Origin of the sequence: Frisingicoccus sp. (assembly GCA_016298055.1) — a bacterium.
Classification (GTDB): domain Bacteria; phylum Bacillota; class Clostridia; order Lachnospirales; family Lachnospiraceae; genus Frisingicoccus.
Map to the genome: position 1 here is coordinate 1 of JAEDDO010000138.1, position 4,781 is coordinate 4,781.

4 protein-coding genes and 1 tRNA gene are annotated in these 4,781 nt (G+C 41.9%); all 5 read right to left on the reverse strand.

What is annotated here, in order from left to right:
• Positions 1 to 229: 229 nt before the first annotated feature.
• A complete protein-coding gene (groL, locus tag QZZ35_RS09150; RefSeq protein WP_291237124.1) occupies positions 230 to 1,855 on the reverse strand; it encodes a chaperonin GroEL in 1,626 nt (541 codons plus the stop codon).
• Positions 1,856 to 1,880: 25 nt separating this feature from the next.
• A complete protein-coding gene (locus tag QZZ35_RS09155; RefSeq protein ID WP_291237125.1) occupies positions 1,881 to 2,165 on the reverse strand; it encodes a co-chaperone GroES in 285 nt (94 codons plus the stop codon).
• Between the two features lie 246 nt (positions 2,166 to 2,411).
• Complete coding sequence (locus QZZ35_RS09160; protein WP_291237126.1) at positions 2,412 to 4,079, reverse strand: glutamine--tRNA ligase/YqeY domain fusion protein; 1,668 nt, start codon at positions 4,077 to 4,079, stop codon at positions 2,412 to 2,414.
• Positions 4,080 to 4,123: 44 nt separating this feature from the next.
• On the reverse strand, positions 4,124 to 4,516 hold the full coding sequence (locus QZZ35_RS09165; RefSeq protein ID WP_291237127.1) for a DUF3783 domain-containing protein: 393 nt from the start codon (positions 4,514 to 4,516) through the stop codon (positions 4,124 to 4,126).
• 115 nt (positions 4,517 to 4,631) lie between these two features.
• Positions 4,632 to 4,704 (reverse strand) — tRNA-Thr (locus QZZ35_RS09170).
• Positions 4,705 to 4,781: the final 77 nt, after the last annotated feature.

The window sequence follows — 4,781 nt, forward strand, 5'->3', positions numbered from 1 at the left end:
ACATCATGGAGGTTTCAAACTATTGATCAGCCTATACCCTACCGTTCCTCACCACCAGACATTTTCATGTTCTTTAGATGATGGCAGGAAAATTTTGAGGATTTTACGAGTATCGTGACATCTGCGAAGTACTGTCCGAGCTTGCGAGTTTACGGAGCAGATGTCCATAAACAGCGCAGTAAAATCCTCAAAATTGACGTATCAGATGAAGAACATCAAAATGTCCCCTTTACATCATTCCCATACCGCCCTGTGGCATTCCGCCCATTGGAGGTACATCCTGTTTGATTTCAGCTACAACAGATTCTGTTGTTAACAATGTGGAAGCAACACTTGTTGCGTTCTGAAGAGCACTTCTTGTAACCTTAGCCGGATCGATGATACCTGCTTCGATCATGTTGACATATTCTTCTTTTAATGCATCGAAACCAAAGCCTGGTTCGCTTTCACGAACTTTGTTGATGATGACAGCGCCTTCAAGACCTGCATTTGCTGCAATATGGAATAAAGGTGCTTCAAGTGCTTTAAGGACAACGCCTGCACCTGTCTTTTCATCACCGTTTAAGCTGTTGGCAAGTTCAGCAACTTTCTTGGAAGCATGGATATATGCGGAACCACCACCGCAGATAATACCTTCTTCTACAGCTGCACGTGTAGCTGCAAGAGCATCTTCCATACGGAGTTTCTTTTCTTTCATCTCAGTTTCTGTTGCTGCACCGACTTTGATCACACCAACGCCACCGGAAAGTTTTGCAAGTCTTTCAAGTAATTTTTCTTTATCAAATTCAGATGTTGTTTCATTGGCCTGCATCTGGATCTGGCTGCATCTTGCAGCGATTGCATCCGGATCACCCATACCGTCAACAATGATTGTATTTTCTTTTTCAACTTTAACGGATTTTGCACGTCCGAGCATATCCATTGTTGCGTCTTTAAGTTCATAGCCAAGTTCTTCAGAGATAACTGTACCGCCTGTAAGGATAGCGATATCCTGAAGCATAGCTTTACGACGATCACCAAAACCAGGAGCTTTAACAGCAACAACAGAGAATACGCCTTTTAACTTGTTAACAACTAATGTTGCAAGAGCTTCGCCTTCGATATCCTCAGCGATGATTAAAAGTTTAGCACCTGTCTGAACGATCTGTTCAAGTACTGGAAGGATCTCCTGAATATTGGAAATCTTTTTATCTGTAATAAGGATATATGGATTGTCGAGAACGGCTACCATCTTGTCCATATCTGTTGCCATGTATGCGGAAAGATATCCACGGTCAAACTGCATACCTTCTACCAATTCAAGCTCTGTCTGCATTGTCTTGGATTCTTCAATAGTGATAACACCGTTTGTGGATACTTTTTCCATAGCTTCTGCAACCATCTCACCGACAAATTCATCACCTGCGGAAATTGCAGCAACTTTTGCTATCTGATTCTTTCCATCAATTGTGGAGCTCATTTCTTTGATCGCTTCCACTGCACATTCTGTTGCTTTCTGCATGCCTTTTCTTAAGATGATCGGATTTGCGCCTGCTGCAAGGTTTTTCATACCTTCGTTGATCATTGCCTGAGCAAGTACAGTTGCTGTTGTTGTACCATCACCTGCAACATCATTTGTCTTTGTTGCAACTTCTTTAACGATCTGTGCACCCATGTTTTCAAATGCATCTTCCAGTTCGATATCCTTTGCGATTGTCACACCATCATTTGTGATCAATGGTGTTCCGTATGTTTTATCAAGAACAACGTTTCTTCCTTTTGGTCCTAATGTGACTCTTACTGTATTTGCTAACTGATTTACACCGGCTTCTAATGCTTTTCTTGCTTCTGCGCCATATTTAATTTCCTTTGCCATGTTCATCTACCTCCAAAATATCGACTTATTCTACAACTGCTAAAATATCAGACTGTCTTACGATAATAAATTCTTCACCGTCAAGTTTCACTTCTGTACCTGCATATTTGGAATAAATAACTTTCTGTCCGACAGATACTTCCATCTTAATCTCTTTTCCTTCAACAACACCGCCAGGTCCTACAGCGATAACTTCTGCTTCCTGTGGCTTTTCCTTTGCCTGTCCTGTAAGTACGATACCGGATTTTGTTGTTTCTTCTGCTACCAGCTGTTTTAATACGACTCTGTCGCCTAATGGTCTTAATTTCATTTTATATTCCTCCTGACTTATCGTTTTCTGTTTATTAGCACTCACATTGTTTGAGTGCTAACCATGGGTATATAATATTTTATTATGCCCCAAGTTGCAACCTTTAACATCTTTGTATTTTTAAGTATATGTCCTTTTATCTCAAATTATCTCTTGTTTTCTCTGTTTTTCTCTGTTTTTTATTTTTTCTGATTTTGTCCAGAAAAAAGGATGCGGCTTTTTCCCACACCCTTTATCTTTTGTTATTTATTTTCCCGGTTTATAAGAACTCTTCAGGGAAACGATACGATTAAATACCAGGTGATCCGGCTGACTGTCTTTTTCATCTACACAGAAATAACCGTTACGCACAAACTGGAAGCTGTCGCCGGCCTTAGCTTCAGCTAAAGAAGGTTCCAGATAACATGTATCCAGTACGGTCAGAGAATTCGGATTCAGGTTCAATGAACCGTCTTCATTGTATACACCCTTCTCTTCATCTACAAGATTTTCATAAAGACGCACAGTTGCTTTCACAGCTGTCGGTGCAGCTACCCAGTGGATCGTACCTTTAACTTTGCGTCCGGTAAATCCGCTTCCGCTGCGTGTTTCCGGATCATAGGTACAATGAATCTCTGTGATCTTGCCGTTTTCGTCCTTTTTGTAATCTACACATTTCACAAAATATGCATTCATCAGGCGCACTTCATTGCCAGGGAAAAGACGGAAATATTTCTTCGGAGGTTCTTCCATAAAGTCTTCTCTTTCAATATAAAGCTCACGGCAGAACGGAACTTTACGCATTCCCATCTCTTCGTTCTCCTGATTATTCATAACATCCATATATTCAACCTGACCTTCCGGATAATTATCAATGATCAGTTTGATCGGATCAAGGATCGCCATGACACGGGAACGTTTTAATTTAAGATCCTCACGGATACAGTATTCAAGCATCGCATAGTCCACCGAACTGTTGCCCTTGGATACACCGACAAGCTCCATAAAATTGCGGATCGATTCAGGTGTGAAACCGCGGCGGCGAAGCGCTGCGATCGTCACAAGACGCGGATCATCCCAACCGTCAACAATACCTTCATCAACAAGACGTTTAATATAGCGTTTTCCTGTCACAACATTTGTCAGGTACATCTTTGCAAATTCAATCTGCTTCGGAGGCTCTGCATATTCCAGTTCTCTGACAACCCAGTCATAAAGCGGACGGTGATCCTCAAATTCAAGTGTACAGATAGAATGTGTGATTCCCTCGATCGCATCTTCGATCGGGTGAGCAAAGTCATACATTGGGTAAATACACCATGCATCGCCTGTATTGTGATGGTGCATTCTGGCCACACGGTATAAAACCGGGTCACGCATATTCATATTCGGGGATGCCATGTCGATCTTTGCACGAAGAACTTTGGATCCGTCCGGATATTCACCCTTTTTCATGCCCTCAAATAATGCCAGGTTCTCTTCGATGGAACGATTGCGGTATGGGCTTTCCTTACCAGGTTCCTTTAAAGTACCTCTGTACTCACGGATCTCTTCCGCACTCAGATCACACACATAAGCTTTTCCCTTTTTGATCAGTTTAATCGCAGCCTCATACATCTCCTGAAAATAGTTGGATGCAAAACGCACTTCACCGTCATATTTTGCACCGAGCCATTCCACATCGCGGATAATGGACTGAACGAATTCTGTCTTTTCTTTTGTAGGATTTGTATCATCAAATCTCAGATTAAAATGGCCCTGATACTTCTGTGCCAGACCATAGTTGAGTAAAATAGATTTGGCATGTCCGATATGCAGGTAACCGTTCGGTTCCGGAGGGAAACGGGTGGCAACCCCATGAACATGTCCTTCTTCCAGATCTCTATCAATAATCTGTTCGATAAAATTTTTCGATACCACTTCTTTTTCTTCCATTACATCTGCCTCCTGAAAATTCGTATCTTTTATTTTAACACATCTTACGGTGTTTGTCTGCTGTTCATTTGCTCATGTTCTTTTTTCAGCTCCTGATACAGCTGGCATGAATTCCACCTGGAATTGACCGGTGTGAGAATCGCTTTATAGTCAATGCGTTCAATTCCTTCTCTGCGCATACTCTGCAAAAAAAGATCGAGCCGGCGCTCTGTAAAACCGCGCATGACCATCATCTCTTCTGAAAAATCCGACACTTCCCCATCCGGATCTTCAATGGTTACATCCTTAAGTCCTGCAAGAAGGCCGACAGGCTTACCGTAATCTGCCTTGTCCACCACACGGACCCTCATACCCATACGAAGCATGAGCATGCGAAGCTTCCGATTCTTCTCACTGTCGATATTATATAAAAGTACTGTTTCACCACTTGGTTTCATTCTGATAACCTCCTGTATTATTGAAATTATATCTGGTTATTCTATGTCCGTCAAGAAAAAAAGCCCTTAAAAACAGGCTTCAATGACCTGCTTTTAAAGACTCTTCAACCAATCGAGCTGATGAGCGGACTTGAACCGCCGACCTCATCCTTACCAAGGATGCGCGCTACCTACTGTGCCACATCAGCCAATCTGCAAACTGCCTAATAACTATAATATATAAACCGTTTTTTGTCAACCGTTTTTTCATCATCCCACATTCATA